The 14221-nt window shown below is 65.8% G+C and carries 17 protein-coding genes; 12 read left to right on the top strand and 5 right to left on the bottom strand.

Features of this window, described 5'->3' with window-relative positions; translation table 11 throughout:
- Positions 1-142 precede the first annotated feature (142 nt).
- From ACOOHB_RS05750 to nudC, 3 genes are all read left to right on the top strand, one after another.
- Positions 143-871, top strand: coding sequence for a dihydrofolate reductase family protein (locus tag ACOOHB_RS05750; protein ID WP_420443844.1), 729 nt, complete (start codon positions 143-145; stop codon positions 869-871).
- A gap of 198 nt (positions 872-1069) precedes the next feature.
- Complete coding sequence (lexA, locus tag ACOOHB_RS05755; RefSeq protein ID WP_420443845.1) at positions 1070-1726, top strand: transcriptional repressor LexA; 657 nt, start codon at positions 1070-1072, stop codon at positions 1724-1726.
- An 84-nt stretch (positions 1727-1810) separates the two neighbouring features.
- Positions 1811-2632, top strand: a complete 822-nt coding sequence (gene nudC / locus ACOOHB_RS05760; RefSeq protein ID WP_420443846.1) for an NAD(+) diphosphatase — start codon at positions 1811-1813, stop codon at positions 2630-2632.
- Positions 2633-2665: 33 nt separating this feature from the next.
- Here nudC and cysS read toward each other — a convergent pair whose 3' ends face one another.
- The 3 genes from cysS to ACOOHB_RS05775 form a co-directional block, all read right to left on the bottom strand.
- A complete protein-coding gene (cysS, locus tag ACOOHB_RS05765; RefSeq protein ID WP_420443847.1) occupies positions 2666-4105 on the bottom strand; it encodes a cysteine--tRNA ligase in 1440 nt (479 codons plus the stop codon).
- A 238-nt stretch (positions 4106-4343) separates the two neighbouring features.
- On the bottom strand, positions 4344-5006 hold the full coding sequence (locus ACOOHB_RS05770) for a hypothetical protein (protein ID WP_420443848.1): 663 nt from the start codon (positions 5004-5006) through the stop codon (positions 4344-4346).
- Positions 5007-5146: 140 nt separating this feature from the next.
- On the bottom strand, positions 5147-5467 hold the full coding sequence (locus ACOOHB_RS05775; protein WP_420443849.1) for a helix-turn-helix domain-containing protein: 321 nt from the start codon (positions 5465-5467) through the stop codon (positions 5147-5149).
- A gap of 218 nt (positions 5468-5685) precedes the next feature.
- Here ACOOHB_RS05775 and ACOOHB_RS05780 point away from each other — a divergent pair, with 218 nt between their 5' ends.
- The 9 genes from ACOOHB_RS05780 (at position 5686) to ACOOHB_RS05820 (ending at position 12728) form a co-directional block, all read left to right on the top strand.
- Positions 5686-6393, top strand: coding sequence for a hypothetical protein (locus ACOOHB_RS05780; protein ID WP_420443850.1), 708 nt, complete (start codon positions 5686-5688; stop codon positions 6391-6393).
- A complete protein-coding gene (locus ACOOHB_RS05785) occupies positions 6390-7682 on the top strand; it encodes a CpaF family protein (protein ID WP_420443851.1) in 1293 nt (430 codons plus the stop codon). Before ACOOHB_RS05780 ends, ACOOHB_RS05785 begins: the two co-directional genes overlap by 4 nt.
- Complete coding sequence (locus tag ACOOHB_RS05790) at positions 7679-8536, top strand: type II secretion system F family protein (protein ID WP_420443852.1); 858 nt, start codon at positions 7679-7681, stop codon at positions 8534-8536. Before ACOOHB_RS05785 ends, ACOOHB_RS05790 begins: the two co-directional genes overlap by 4 nt.
- 7 nt (positions 8537-8543) lie before the next feature.
- Entirely contained in the window at positions 8544-9269 is a 726-nt protein-coding gene (locus ACOOHB_RS05795; protein WP_420443853.1) for a type II secretion system F family protein, read from the top strand.
- 45 nt (positions 9270-9314) lie between these two features.
- Positions 9315-9656, top strand: a complete 342-nt coding sequence (locus tag ACOOHB_RS05800; protein ID WP_420443854.1) for a hypothetical protein — start codon at positions 9315-9317, stop codon at positions 9654-9656.
- A complete protein-coding gene (locus ACOOHB_RS05805) occupies positions 9653-10054 on the top strand; it encodes a hypothetical protein (RefSeq protein WP_420443855.1) in 402 nt (133 codons plus the stop codon). The genes ACOOHB_RS05800 and ACOOHB_RS05805 overlap by 4 nt, the downstream gene beginning before the upstream one ends.
- Complete coding sequence (locus ACOOHB_RS05810) at positions 10051-10500, top strand: hypothetical protein (protein ID WP_420443856.1); 450 nt, start codon at positions 10051-10053, stop codon at positions 10498-10500. Before ACOOHB_RS05805 ends, ACOOHB_RS05810 begins: the two co-directional genes overlap by 4 nt.
- Positions 10490-10996: a hypothetical protein gene (locus ACOOHB_RS05815; protein ID WP_420443857.1), complete on the top strand. Its 507-nt coding sequence runs from the start codon at positions 10490-10492 to the stop codon at positions 10994-10996. Before ACOOHB_RS05810 ends, ACOOHB_RS05815 begins: the two co-directional genes overlap by 11 nt.
- A gap of 73 nt (positions 10997-11069) precedes the next feature.
- Complete coding sequence (locus ACOOHB_RS05820) at positions 11070-12728, top strand: hypothetical protein (RefSeq protein ID WP_420443858.1); 1659 nt, start codon at positions 11070-11072, stop codon at positions 12726-12728.
- Here ACOOHB_RS05820 and hemW read toward each other — a convergent pair.
- Both hemW and ACOOHB_RS05830 read right to left on the bottom strand, forming a co-directional pair.
- Positions 12725-13840: a radical SAM family heme chaperone HemW gene (gene hemW / locus ACOOHB_RS05825; protein ID WP_420443859.1), complete on the bottom strand. Its 1116-nt coding sequence runs from the start codon at positions 13838-13840 to the stop codon at positions 12725-12727. The genes ACOOHB_RS05820 and hemW overlap by 4 nt on opposite strands.
- 7 nt (positions 13841-13847) lie before the next feature.
- Entirely contained in the window at positions 13848-14213 is a 366-nt protein-coding gene (locus ACOOHB_RS05830; protein WP_420443860.1) for a helix-turn-helix domain-containing protein, read from the bottom strand.
- Positions 14214-14221: the final 8 nt, after the last annotated feature.

The following is a 14221-nucleotide window of genomic DNA, read 5'->3' on the forward strand; positions in this document are numbered from 1 at the left end:
GAGAGTGGTGACCTCCCGGTCGGGACACGACAGAGATCCTCCTCCCGAACTGGCGCTTCTGGCAGGAAGTTTTCCACAGCGCCTGTGGATGAGTGCCGTCGCCCGGGGCGATCGTCGGACCCAACAGTGGCAGACTCGCCGCGTGCAACGGCTGTACCCGCTGCCTCCGGGACCCGTCGACGCGGACCAAGCCGCTGGCCCGCGGCGCTTGCCGCACGCTGACCGTCCCTGGGTGATGCTCAACATGGTTGCGAGCATCGACGGGGCCGCCGCGGTCGACGGTCTGTCGCGGGGACTCTCGAGCGCGGCCGACAAGGCATTGTTCGTCGCCTTGCGCGCCCAAGCCGACATCGTCCTGGTCGGTGCCCGCACAGCGAACGCCGAGCGATATGGCCCTGCGCGGCGATCTGGGGCCCGCATTGCAGTGGTCAGCGGCTCACTGAGCGTCGATCCGGACTTGCCGCTGTTCCGATCGCCGTCCGATCCGGCGACCGCACCGTTGCCACTGGTGGTGACAACTGCCAACGCTGACCCTGATGCCGCGGCGCGGCTGGCAGATCGTGCCGACGTCGTGCCCGCTGGCACCGAGACAGTGGATCTGCATGCGGCGTTGAGGCACCTCGGCTCGCTGGGAGCCCGCGTCGTGCTGTGCGAAGGTGGGCCAGCCCTCAACGCCAGCTTGCTGGCAGCCGATCTCGTAGACGAAGTGAATCTGACGCACGCCCCGCTGGCCGTCGGAGACGAGGCCCCACGCATCGCCACCGCGCCCGTTGGCGGCTCAGCGCCTGCAGGACCACGCGAGTACGCGCTGGAGCACGTCATCACCCAAGACGGTGTGCTCTTCGTGCGCTGGATCCGCTCCCGGCGCTGAAATCCCGAACAAATGCGCGCTATATCGAACATTCGTTGGTAGTGTAATGCCCGGAACGAGGGTTCCATCTCACGAATTTCATTTCACGGACTTCGACGAGTTCCGGCTCGACGGACGATGGTGAGCCAACTCGGCGGATTCGCCAAGCGGATTCGCCCGACACTGCTCACCGGGACGTAAATCTCCAGGAGGATCCCCATGAAGATGGCTAGTGCTGCAGACCAGAGGGTCGCACATCTCGGAGAGCGCCAGCGCGCCATGCTCGAGTTCATCGACGAGACACAGCGCGAGCGCGGTTACCCGCCATCGGTGCGTGAGATCGGCGAGGCGGTCAACCTCAGCTCGCCTGCAACCGTCCACCGCCATTTGCGAACACTTGAGGCAGACGGTTGGCTCCGGCGTGACCCGTCACGGCCCAGAGCACTCATCGTCAACTTCGACTGGCAGACGGGCGTGAAAGGAGAGCGACGGCCGACCCGTCATGTGCCCCTCATTGGCGACGTCGCGGCCGGTACCGACGTGCTCGCCCAGCAGAACGTCGAGGAACTGCTGCCGCTGCCCGCCGACTTCACAGGCAGCGGTGAATTGTTCATGCTGCGAGTGCGGGGCGACTCAATGATCAATGCCGGTATCTGGGACCGCGACTATGTCGTAGCCCGCCATCAACCCGATGCCGAGTCGGGGGACATCGTTGTCGCCGGCTTCGATGGCGAGGAGGGCACCGTCAAGCGCTACCGGCGCGCCGACGATCAAATCACTCTTGAACCGGCCAATCCCGACCACCGCCCGATCGTCCGCCCCGCCGCCGAGGTCACGATCTACGGCAAGGTGGTGACGGTGATCCGCCGTCTTTAGCGGCGGACCGTCAAACACGGCGCCGCTTGTAGCCGCGAACTGTCAAACACGGCGCTTCTGCACGCCGTGTGCTCAACTTGGCTGGTGTTCACGGTCCTGACGCAGCCACCTGAAGATCTCGATGTCACGTCCCGGGTGTGGATCCCGATCCGATCCGGCGCAGTCTTCACCGATCCCACAGGCGGCTTGGCCAGCGGCTCGACGGCCCCAGTCGGCGACGGATCGCCTCTCGCTTCATTCCTGGGAGTGCTCGACGGGCAGGGCGTGTGGGCAGTCGACATGGATCCCGCCGATGGACCGCCACTGGACGAGGGTGATCTCGAGCCCGTTCCGCTGCGAAAGCTCTACGGCCGCATCCCCGACGAGCACTGGCAGATCGCCGGCCGCGCAACTCAGATTGTGGAGTTCGAACGAACCCACCGCTATTGCGGACGTTGCGGGAGCCCGACGAACACCAATGCCTCCGACCGAGCGAAGGTCTGCGGCGAGTGCGGGCATATGGCGTTTCCGAGGCTCAGCCCGGCCATGATCGTTCTCGTCGAGCGTGGCCCCGAGGTACTGCTCGCATGGGGCCGGCAATTCCCCGGACGCTTCTACAGCGCACTCGCGGGCTTCGTCGAACCCGGCGAGAGCCTCGAGGACGCCGTGTTCCGAGAGGTACGCGAAGAAGTCGCTATCTCAGTAAGCGACGTGCGCTACTTCGGTAGCCAGCCGTGGCCCTTCCCGCACTCGTTGATGTGCGGCTTTACTTGCCAATGGCAAGCAGGCGAGATCGAGATCGACCCTGAAGAGATCGTCGAAGCCGGCTGGTACACCGCTGACAACCTGCCCCCTTGCCCACGTGGTGGCATGTCGATTGCAGGCTGGCTGATCGACGACTGGCTGAAGCGCACAGGCGGCGCCTAGGCGGCGCTGGGCTCATCTGGTCGAACTCAGCGCCTAGCTGCGGTGCCAGCTCGCGCCGCTAGGGCCATCGGACACCACGATGCCGCCAGCGGCCAAGTCGGCGCGGATGCGGTCGGCGGTGTCGAAGTCGCGAGCTGCGCGCGCTGCTGCCCGATCTACAAGCAACGCCTCGACCTCGGCGTCGGAAAGCTCGACATCGGTGCGAACGCGGTCGCCGTCGTCTCCGCAGGTGAGACCGAGGACGCTCAGCAGATGCAGCGCAGTACGAGCCGAGCGCGCGGCCTCTCGAGGCTGTTCGGCATCGAGAGAGGCGTTCGCACGGCGCACCAGCCGGAAGATCACATCGAGCGCGGTCGGCGTGGAGAAATCGTCGTCCATCGCCGCTGCGAACGTCGCTGCCGCTTCGACATCGAGCTCGGGTGCTGCGCCAGCCTCGATTTCGGGCCGTCGCAGTGTGGCCCACACCTCCGGGGCAATGCCTGCAGCCGCGACTCGGCGCGCGAACGCATCGAGGCGGCCGACGGCGCTGCGAGCTGCCGCGAGCGCATCAGACCCCATCTCCATCGCTCGCCGGTAGTGGGTCTGCAGCACCAGCAGTCGGACGGCGCGAGCCCCCGTAGCGTCGATGGCGTCAGCGAGCTGGGTGTAGTTGCCGAGCGATTTTGCCATCTTCTGGCTGCCGACGTTCACCATTGCGCTGTGCACCCAGTAACGAGCGAACGACTCGCCAACAGCAGTCACCTGCGCCCATTCGTTCTGGTGATGCGGGAAGACCAGGTCGTCTCCCCCGCCGTGAATGTCGAAGCCGGGCCCGAGCGCGCTGAGCGACATCGCCACGCACTCGGTATGCCAGCCGGGCCGGCCCTCGCCCCACGGAGTCGCCCAACGCGGCTCCCCCGGTCGGGCGGCCTTCCACAGCGCAAAATCCAATGGCGAGCGCTTGTCGGGATCGACTTCGACGCGTGCGCCGGCGTCAGCGGCGAGTTGCTCGAGGGTCCGCCCGGCCAGCTGGCCATACCCGGGAACTGAGTCCACGGCGAAGTACACGCCTTTGCCGGGAATGTCATACGCAGCCCCGAGCGATTTCAGCTGAGAGATCACGTCGATCATATGGGAGATGAAGTGGGTGGCATGGGGCCGCGAATGGGGCCGGAGCACACCGAGACGATCCAACTGCTCGTCATATGCCGCCGTGAACTCGGTTGCGACGTCGGCCTCCGAGCGATTCTCACGCTGGGCGCGCTCAACGATCTTGTCGTCGATGTCGGTGACATTCGATGCGACTGTCACGTCGAACCCGGCCCAGGACAGGTAGCGCCGCATCACGTCATAGGTCAGCGCAGTGCGGCCGTGACCGAGGTGCGGCACGTCATAAACCGTGGGACCGCAGACATACATCGAGATCTCGCCCGGCGTGCGCGGGACGAAGGCGGTCTTGCGCCGCGTCATGGTGTCGAATATCTGCAAGCTCACTGTTGTCGGGGTCCCGATCGGGCTGCAAGGGTACCGATGCGCTCCACGGCGAACCTCTGGAATTCCGGTGTGTCGTCCTGCGTCATACAAGGGCCAGCAAATCCTGACACGGCATGCGCTCAGGCCTCGCCGAAAATCCGGATGTTGCGTTTGCGGACGGGCCGCACCCGGGCGAGGCTGCCCAGCGTCCACATCGACGGTGAGCGGCGCTTGCCGCCGCACGAGTACGCCCAGGCGGCTACGGAAGCGCCATCTGGCTGAGGGAACTGGTCACGCCCCATACCGCCAGGTTGTGGAATGCGTGCAGGGCCAGGCCCGCCCACCACCCATAGCGCACTCGCGCGATGGTGAACATGAGGCCCAGCCACATCTGCGGGCTCACCACGAGGGGCGCCACGACAATCGCGGCGATGGAGAGATTCACGTCGTAGTTGCTGAGGTGCACGAAGCCGAACGCTGCGATCGAGCACCACACCGGCCAGCCCGGGTGTGATGACCACCACCGAGCGGCGCTGTCGCGCCAGGTCGGGGGGGTCGGGGCACTCTCGCTCTCAGCGGCATCTCGCGTCACACCGACGATGAGCGACTGGATCCACAACACGCCGGACGCGACCACGACGATCCCGAACATCGCAGCGATGGCGATGACCGGCCCGTCGCCTCCTGCGAAGTTCAGGACTCCGATCGCTCCCGTGGCCGCCAGTACCCCCAAGCGCAAGCGGCCGGCGAGCGGGAGCCGGAACACAAGCTCCTCGATAACCGGCGCCAGCAGCGTCACGAGCACGAATTGCTCGACGAGGGGTCGCTTGAGGAGTTCGGACTCCAGGGTGTTGTCATAGCCCACTTTTGACGCAATCAGCGAGACCGCGAGCAAGGCGATCGAGCCGCCGAGACCGATCACGAAGAGGAGGGCAAGGCCTCCCGGCCAGCGTCCACGAACCGCCGCGCTGCGCCAGTCTGGGCGGACACCGAAGCGCGGGCTGATCGTGCTCCACACGCCCCTTGGCGCATCGGCGTCAGCGGGTGGAACTTCCTGGCCGCTCAAACCTCGTCGGCCGTCTCGGGTACTTCGTCGACGTCGGACAGGCGCGCTTCGGGATAGAGATGCTCGAGGCTTCCCGGCTCAACCCTGCATTGCTCCACGAAACTGTCCACATCGGAGAGTCGCAACCGGATGACACGGCCGAACCGGTACGCGGGTAGGTCGCCCCGATCAATGAAGCGATACAGCGTCCGGGTGGTGATGCCCATGCGGTTTGCAGCCTTCAGCGTGGACAGCCAGACGATTTCGTCATAGGAGGCCTGGCGCTGTTCCGGGCTCGTTGCGCCATCGTCGCCTGCCTCCATCGGCTCCTCGGGCATCCTCGCACCTCGCAGTTGCTCGGCCGTTGGCGTTGTAGGGCAATCGCCAAGTTCCTCGAAAAGCACGCTAGTGCGCTCGCCTCTGGGCAAAGTGCATTTCGATATCGATCATTGATATTGCGCGCTATATCGCCGTATTTATACAACGTATTGAGTAAATTAAGTGTTGTTTCCATAATTTTCTTGTTGTTTCAGTACAGTGTGACTAGGTTCTCACCGTGCCCACCGATCCGCTGCTGCCGGCCGGTCGCGATGCGGTCCCCGCGGCGGCTGGCGCGAGCCGCCGCGCCGCCCCGGCACGCGCTTCGATTCGTCCGAGAGCCATCGCAGGCGGCATCTTGTGCGGAGTCGCAGCACTGGGGCTGTGGTGGGCGTTCGAGCAGTCTGCGGCGGCGCCCGAGACCAGCTACTTCGTCGCACGGAGCCGACTCGCGCCGGGCAGCGTCATCAAGCCAACTGACGTTGCCCTCGTGCCGATCCATTTGCCGCCTGAGGTCTCCGTCACCGTCTTCGGCAACGGCGATGACGTGGTGGGCAACCTTGTTGTCGGGGCCGTGCACGCCGGGCAATTGCTGACGCGCGGCGACGTCGGTTCGCCTGGGTTCGCAAGCGACCGACGTGAGGGCTATGCCATCTCTGTCGAACTCGATCGTTCCCGGGCTCTCAACGGCCTGCTCACCGCTGGCGAGCAGGTTGACGTCGTCGCGACCGATCACGTCCCCCCGACAGGAGCAGCCGTCGTGGCGACCGGGGCGTTCGTGCTCGACGTCGACGGCCTCTCGGACACCGAGCATCTCTCGAACACGATCACCGTCACGCTGCAGGTGCCCGATCGCGTCGCCGCCGTCTCGGTCGCCGCGGCCGCAGATGCAGGCGTCATCACCCTGATCCGGGCCTGGGGTGCCTCGAATCCCGTCGGGTCATGATCGATCCAGAATCTCTCGCCGAGATTGAACGAGCGGTGTCGGAACGGGCTCGCTACAGCGGACTGGATCCCCGCGCTCCGGGCGCAGATCTCGCCATCACGGCTATCGCCCACGAAGAAATCCGGCGCTGGAATCTCGACTTCAAGCGCGACGTACGCAGCCATGCAATCGCAGACGCGGATTCGGTGGCGGACCGGGTTCAGCTCGACCTGCTGGGCTACGGACCGCTCGAGGCGCTGCTCGCCGATGCCGACGTATGGGAGATCATGGTCAATGCCCCGCGTGAGATCTTCGTCAAGCGTCACCGGGGCCCGAGCGGTCGTCACGACGAGGTCTTCCACGACAGCGAGCACGTCCGACGCACGCTGACGAGAATCATCGACGACGCGACTGCGTCCCATCGCAAGCTGGATCCGAGCGAGGGACTGCAGGACGCGCAGCTCGACGACGGCGCCCGGCTCCACATCGTCCATTCCGACATCGGCCGTGGCGGCCACCTGATCTTCAATATCCGGAAGTTCACCGGGATCGCTTTCTCGAGCCTGAACGACTTGACAGCGATCGGGACGCTGACCCGCGAGATCGCCGAATTCCTGCGCGCTGCTGTGCGTGCCCGGCTGTCGATCCTGTTTGCCGGCGCTCCGGGCACCGGCAAGACGACGCTGCTGGGGTGTTGCGCGGCCGAGCTCGATCCGCAGCTTCATGTCGTGACCGCCGAAGAGGTATTCGAACTCGACATACCGCTGCCCAACGTCGCCGGTATGCAGACCCGGCCTGGGCGGACCGAGCGCGCACCTGTCGACTTGCGGCGCTTGGTTGCCGGCTTCCTGCGCATGGCGCCCGACGTGGCGATCGTGGGCGAGGTCCGCGACCGCGAGGCGGTTCCCCTGTTGCTGACGCTGTCCAGCGGGGTGACTGGCTACGCCACCATCCACGCGGGATCAGCACGCCAGGCGCTCGGACGGCTCCGGCTCATGTGCCAGCTCGCGCCTGACGTGCGTGACATGCCCGTCGCAGCGATCACCCAATTGGTGGCCGAATCGATCGACATCGTGGTGTATCTGCGGCGGAACCCTTCTGGGGTGCAGGTCACCGAGATCGTGGCGGTGGAAGATCCTGCCGGCAGCGGTGACAGCCTCTCGTTCGAGACGACGGCGCTGTACGCAATTGACCGCCTCGGCCAGACGCCTGCGAGCACAGGGAACGTGCCACGACGGGCAGGGTCGCACATCGAATCTGCGGGATTCAAGATGTCAGGCCCACGCGCACCCGCGGGCGCACCACGATGACCGGTCTCGTGTTCACGATCGCCGGCGTGCTGGGCGTCTGGCTGCTGGCGACCAAGAGGGGCCTTGTGCCGTTCGCGCCACGGTTGTTGCCCAAGATGGTGCGCCCGGCGTCACTGACATCTCGAAGATCATCAGGTCACCTGCTTCGCAGCGTGCTGGGTGCGGTTGCGGCAGCCGTTGTCGGATGGACTGGTGCCTGGATCCTCTTCGGCGGGTACGTCGCGCCGGCGCTCGTCGCGGCATTCGGTGCTGCCATCCCCCCGAGTGCAGCTTCCCGACGGCGCCTGCACCGTGTCGCGAGCTCCCGGCAGGCGTGGCCCCGACTGTTGGCAGAGATTCGCATCCTCGTGGCCAACCGGGGAATGTCAATCCCTTCCGCGTTGTTCGCTGCCGGAGTTCAAGCTCCTCAGGAAATGAGCGACGCTTTCTCCGAAGCGGCACGCACATGGGCATTGAGCACCGATTTCGAAGCCTCGCTGCATGTGCTCAAGACATGGCTGGCGGACCCGACTGCGGACGCCATCTGCGAGACATTGCTGGCCGCGCACCAGATCGGAGGGGTGCGGCTCGACACTCGCCTGCGCGCACTGGCTGAGGCTGCACATGCCGAGGCTGCTGCCCGCGAGGACGCTCGCGCCAAGCAGGCCGGAGCGCGCTTTGCCCGCAGTTTCGTCGCGGTGGTGCCGGCATTCATGGCCGTGATCGGCCTGAGCATCGGACGCGGCCGACAGGCCTATGAGGCGCCCGACGGCCAATTGCTTGTGGCACTCAGCGTGCTCGCCGTAGTCGGCTGCTGGTTGTGGGCGGCACGGATCATGGCAGTCCCCCTCCGGAAGCGGGTATTCGGCCAGTGAGCCTCCAATGAGCAACGCCGCGGCATTCGGAGGGCGCCTCGCGACACTGCTGGATTCCGATACCGAACTCCGCGCCCGGTTGTCTCAGGCCGGCATTGCCCAATCCCCGTCGGCATTTCGTACACGGCAATACGTGACCTGCGGTGCCGTGCTCATTGCATCAGCGGCTGCACTCAGCGCCATCGGTGCGAGGCCGTTGCTGGGACTCGCCGGGGCGCTCGCTGCGGCCGCTGCGACATATGGCACGTTTGAGCACCGCCTCGGGAGATCGGTTGCCGACCGGCGCACACAGATCATCGAAGAGCTGCCGATCGTCGCCGAGCAGATCGGCATGCTGCTTGCCAGCGGCATGTCGCTGACCAGCGCCCTCGAAGCAGCGGCACGGCGGGGGAAGGGGATCTGCGCCGCGGGACTGGAACGCGTCAGCGCCCACGTCTCGGGCGGAACCGCGGTTGAGGTGGCACTCGCCGAGTGGGCCGACGACGCCGGTTCGGCGGAGATTCGAAGATTCGTCGGCGTGCTCACCCTGCACGAGGAAACGACGGACATAGCGGCGCTGGTATCCGACGAGGCCCGCTCAGCCCGCATGGAGGCCCACCGGCGCCTCATCGCCCACATCGAACGTCGCAACGAACAGGTGTGGATTCCCGTCACCGTCGCCGCGCTGGTACCGGGATCGGTCCTGCTGGCGATCCCGTTCAGCGACGCCCTCAGCAGCTTTGCGGCGCTATGAGCCGCCGGTCGGCGCCAGCGAAGCCGGGCGAACCCTCCCAAGCACATGACCGGTATTCATCGAAAGGACAACCCCGTGTACCTCACCACCTTGACCGCTGTATTTGAAACCGCTCTCGCAGTGACGTTCGATGCCTCCGTCGCTGCGCTCAGCGCAGTTTGCGCCAGTGCTGGCATCGTGACACTGGACCGATGGCAGAACCCGGCGGTCTCCTGGGCCGCACGCGGCCCCTCCGGGCGAAACGAATGTGGCGAAGGAGTCATTTCAGCGGCCATCGCTGTGCTGATCATCGCCTCGCTCGGCGCCCTCATGTGGGTCGGCTTCAAGGCGCTGTGGGAAAACGCCGAGGAGACGACGAATTCTGAAATCGCAAAGATCGGCAAGTGACGCTTGCTCACGATGAGGAAGGCGTCGGTCTCGTCGCTCTGCCGTGGGGTGTGCTGGCGTACCTGACGTTTCTCATGCTCGCAGTTCAGGTTGCCGTGCACTTCTACAGCACCTCGATTGTCACCGCTGTCGGCTACGACGCAACGCGCCGGGCTGCGCTCGCGGGCGCTGACCCCGCCTCGATCGTCGATGCCGAACGCTGGTTGCGCTCGAGCATCGGTCCAGGACTGGAAATCGTGACGTTGCGTTGGAGCACGACCTCCGAAATCGTCGCCTTGGATCTGGTGGCAAAGCCGCCGAACGTTCTCATCGACGCGTCGGCACTGATCGGATTGCGGAGCATCGAGCGTCGGTTCGAGATGCGACGCGAACTGGCACGCTTCGAGGGCTCCCCGTGATCCGCAGAGGGCGTGATTCCTCAGGCATCGTGGGGGCAGAAGTACTGCCGTTTGTGGTGCTCGTCTTCATCGGGGGCGCCTTGGTGCTCGCCCAAGCCTGGGCGGCACTCGATGCGAAGATCGCCGTAGTCGCTGGTGCCCGGGAGGCCACGCGGACTTTCGTCGAGCACCCCGGACCTCGCCCCGCACATGCAGTGAACGCGGCGGTCTCCGCAGGTACGCAGGCGATGTCCGGCTACCGGCTCCACGGTGAGGCCTCCGTTGCGCCGGTCGGTGCAGCCCGGTTGCGTCGCTGCGATCGAGTGACGTTCGAAGCGACGCAGGAAGTCCCACGTATCGCTCTGTTGGGCGGCGGCTGGTCGCCCCTCACGGTCCGTGCTCGCGCCAGCGAGATCGTCGATCCCTTCCGGCACGGTTTGAGCGGACGGGCACCCTGTGGACAGTGAGCCCGTCGGGCCGGGGGCCGCTGAAGGTGATGAGCCCTCGCCGAAGGTTCCCGGCGATTGCGAGCGAGGCACGGTGCTGCTGCTCGTGCCGACCGGAGTGCTGATCATGGCACTGCTGGCCAGCATCGCCGTCGACAGCGCCGCCGCGTTCTTGGCGCAGCGCGAGGCCCAAGCAGCAGCGTCCTCACTCGCGAACGACCTGGTCTCGCTTGGCATCGACGAGGTCTCGCTTCGCCGTCACGGGTCCTACCGGCTCGACGCTTCACGCCTTCGGAATCTGAGTCCATGGAGCCAGCGGATGGCCACCGAGCGGCTGTCCGCGGTCTTCGAACCCGGCTCGATCTCGGTGGCTGTCAGCGCGGCAGGTCCGAGGGCCGTGCGGGTGTCGGTCTCGGGCTCGGCACGACGTGTCATCGGCTTGATCGGGAACGTGGATGGACAGTCCAACTGGAACATCTCGGCCGAAGCCATCGGCCGCGTACACCTCTCAGGCTGAACGGATGAACTGCACCACTTGCTCCAAGACAATCAATTTGAATGTGTTTCCTAACTTTTTGTAGCTTCTGCATGTGCTGAGAAGTCCGACCGTTCGCGACGATGGATCGGGCAACGCAGTCTTGGTCAAGCACGCCATCGGCACTGAGCGGCCGCGTCTGCGCCACGAGGCCGGGGTGCTCGACGCCGCTCGCATCGAAGGAGTGGTCGAGTCTGTCGGGTTTGACGAAGTTGATGAGCGATGCGAGCTGCGGCTGCGTTACCTCGAAGCCGCGACGCTTGCTGAACAGCCGCCCCTCGGTCTGGTCGACCTTCTCGATGTCCTCATTGATCTCGGCACGACACTCGCCGAACTGCATGCTCGAGGCATCCGCCACGGTGCACTCAGAGGCGAGCACGTTCTCCTGGCGCGACCGCGCCGGCCGGTGATCTGCGGTTTCGGGGAAGCGACGGGTCCTGCCGACCAGCGTCAGCATCTGCCGGGCGCCGATCTCGCTGCTCTCGCTGTTCTCGGGCAGGTGGAACTCGCGCGCACGGATCGTTCGGCGTCGGACCCCGCAGAGCGCCAGTTCTGCGGTGATGCCCTTATCGCCAGCGGCGACCTCGCTGCTGTCGCGTCGGCCAGTCCCCACGACAGTGAGGCGTTGAAGGCGTGGCTCAACCGGCTGCGTCACGTTCGCAATGCAGCCGTACAGGAACATGCGGTGACCGCCGATGGCTTCGGATCCGAGCAGGCGCGTGTTGCGACGCTCGGACACGAACCACATGGCCTGCGCGAACGGTTGCGAGCAGATATCACGGCCTCGAGTCCGCCAGATGGTGTCGCTCACCCGCCTCGCCGTGCGGAGCTTCGTGGCCCAATGACGTGGGACCGGCGGCGTGTCGGCGCCTCTGCGGCGGCCGTTGCGGCCTTGGCGGTCGCAGCATTCATCGGATGGCAAGCGCTCGCGGGCAGCCAAGCGGATGTCGAGCCTCCTGGCACGGCACTACTCATCGCCTCCCGAAGCAGTCCCGTGACCTCTGCTGCCACATCCGGTGCCCTCTCGCTTGAACTCGCTGGCGCCTCGGCCGCTGCCGATGACCACGGCCAAGGCTCGACCGCACTGCCAGATGCCACGATCACCTCTGGGGAGTCCACGTCGGAGGGAGTGACCTTGCTGTACAGCACGGCAACGGCGTATTGCCCCGAGTGGACTGGCGCCGATCTTGACGTTGGCGAGGGCAGCGACGGCTCAGTTCAGCCCAGCGAGCCCCCCAGCACACCACCGCAGAGCGAGGGGGCGAGTGTCGATGCGACGGACATGCTGTACCACGTCGACGTCCGCGGGGATGGCTGTCCGGTACCTGTCCACATCGAGATGCCCGACGCACATCGTCGGTCGGCGGCCGTGCGCACTCCGCACGGAGAATGGACGCTCGGTGCCGATGGTGATCTTGTCGCCGTCGGCGATTGGGACTGCGACGGCCGCTCGACGCTGGCGGTTGTGAAGCCTGGTTTGGGCATCGTCGGCTTCTACGGTTCGTGGCCCCCGCCGGACCGCCCCGTCGTTCCAACTCGCATTGCCGTTGTGCCTCAGCACGCCGACGCTGTGTCGAGGTCGTCGTCGTTCGGCGCAGCGCACGATGCTGCTTGCGATGCGCTTGTTGTGCACTATGGCGATCTGCAACTGACGTTGTCCCAACGCGAGCCCGCGGCGGATGCTGCGCTGGTTCTGAGCGCGCAGTCGCGCTAGCGCCGCGTCGGCAGCTCCAGACGGATTGCCACCTCGTTTGCGACGAGGCGTCCAAGAGCGGTCAGCTTGAGACGACCCTGGCTGGCGGGCGTGAGCAGGTGCGCGACGTCGTCGGGCACCACATCGGCGGGGACACCGGCGGAAGTGCGCAGCGCAAGCTGCAGCGCCTCGATGCGGCGTTCGTCGGAGTCGAGCTCCTCGCTGCCGGCGGTGGCCGAAATTCCCGTCGAGATCGCCGCGATGAATCGCTCGGGCGTGCGAACGCTCCAGTAGCGGCGGCCGTCGCGGTGGCTGTGCGCTGCGCAGCCGATGCCCGCGTAGGAGCCCTGTTGCCAATACAGCAGGTTGTGCCGGCATTGCGAGCCGGGTCGAGCCCAGTTGGAAATCTCATAGATCTCGTAGCCCGCCTGATCCAGCAGGTCATCGGTAAGCAGGTACTTGTCGGCCATGTCGTCGTCGTCGGGATGCCGGGAGGGATCGTCGCCGAGCGCTGTACCGGGCTCGGGTGTCAGCCCGTACACGCTCAGGTGGTCTGGCTCGAGCGCAATGGCATCGACCAGCGTTTGCTTCCAGTCGGACACCGATTCGGCCAGCGAGCCGAAGATCAGGTCCAGATTGAGCCGGTCGATGCCCGCATTGCGGATCGCGGTGACCGATGCGGCGACCATCTGCGGATCATGACGTCGGCCCAGCGCCTCGAGCACATGGGAAACCATCGACTGCACTCCGAGGCTGACACGGTTCACGCCCATGCCCGCGTACGCCTGCACTTGGTCCTCCGTGACCAAGTCCGGATTGCACTCGACCGTTACCTCTGCGTCTTGCGCCAGTGGCAACTCCTTCAGCACATCGGCAAGCAGCGAAGGCTCCACCAGATTCGGCGTGCCGCCGCCAAAGAACACCGATGTCACCGGCGGAAGATCCCCCGCCAGTTCCTGGGCCTGGCGGCGGCAGTTCTCCATGTAGTCGACGATGAGATGGCTGCGATCCGTCCACGTCGCAAATGCGCAGTAGTCGCATCGGTGTGTGCAAAACGGAATATGGCAGTAGACGCCGAATTCGGACGACGTCGCCTGCGCTGCGGGAGCCTTGGATCCTCCGCTTTCCCTCACAGGTCGCTCACAGCACGGCCTCAGGGGGAAAGTTGGACGATGAGGGGGACCGAACCTCGCTCGATGTGCGAGATGACTCACTGCTTGGCGGCATCGACATCTCCTGCGGCAACAAGGCAGCGGGGGGTACTCCGTAGATCTCGGCCAATCGCAGCAGGCGATGCACTCGCAATCCCCGCTGACCGCGCTCATATGCCCCCAGAACTGATGTCCGGAACTCGCCGCCTGACGCGGCTTCCACATCGGCCAGAGAGAGCCGTTGCTGGCGACGCACGGAACGCAGTCGCTCCCCCACCAGTGCATTCGACTCCGTTGAGCTGCGCCACTGGGCAGAACGGACGTCGACCTCGGCGATGTCGGCGTCTGGCTCCATATCGGCAG

Origin of the sequence: Candidatus Poriferisodalis sp., assembly GCF_965215815.1 — a bacterium.
GTDB lineage: Bacteria > Actinomycetota > Acidimicrobiia > Acidimicrobiales > Poriferisodalaceae > Poriferisodalis.